Origin of the sequence: Psychrobacter sp. GW64-MNA-CIBAN-0177, assembly GCF_040309585.1 — a bacterium.
In the GTDB taxonomy this organism is placed as follows: Bacteria; Pseudomonadota; Gammaproteobacteria; order Pseudomonadales; family Moraxellaceae; genus Psychrobacter; species Psychrobacter okhotskensis.
The window spans coordinates 1-301 of sequence record NZ_JBEOOY010000111.1 but is presented as its reverse complement, the minus strand read 5'-3'; the positions used below and the strand labels follow the sequence as shown (position 1 = coordinate 301).

The following is a 301-nucleotide window of genomic DNA, read 5'->3' as shown; positions in this document are numbered from 1 at the left end:
ATTTAAGTCATTTCGATACCGGCGCTCGCGACTGCTGTCGTAATCAAAGCTTTCTTGATATATTTCTTTGGCTCTAGGTTGCATTCTTGCACCATCGTATTTCTGCTCGTACATAAAGCCTTTGAGCCGAATATTTTTCTTAATATTAGGATGAGACACACTGATTGAGCGTTCAGTTTGCCGTTCAATGGTTAAGCCTAGCTTTCTAAGGTAATTAACCACCGCATATTTATGCCACATAGTGTCTTGTTCTAAAGTTCTGAGCAGCTGCCGATCAATGGCTTGTTTAAGCAGCGCATGG

1 pseudogene is annotated in these 301 nt (G+C 41.5%); it reads right to left on the bottom strand.

The annotated features are described in order from the left end of the window. Positions 1-301: pseudogene (locus tag AAEY79_RS14390) on the bottom strand (hypothetical protein); the annotation flags it as partial.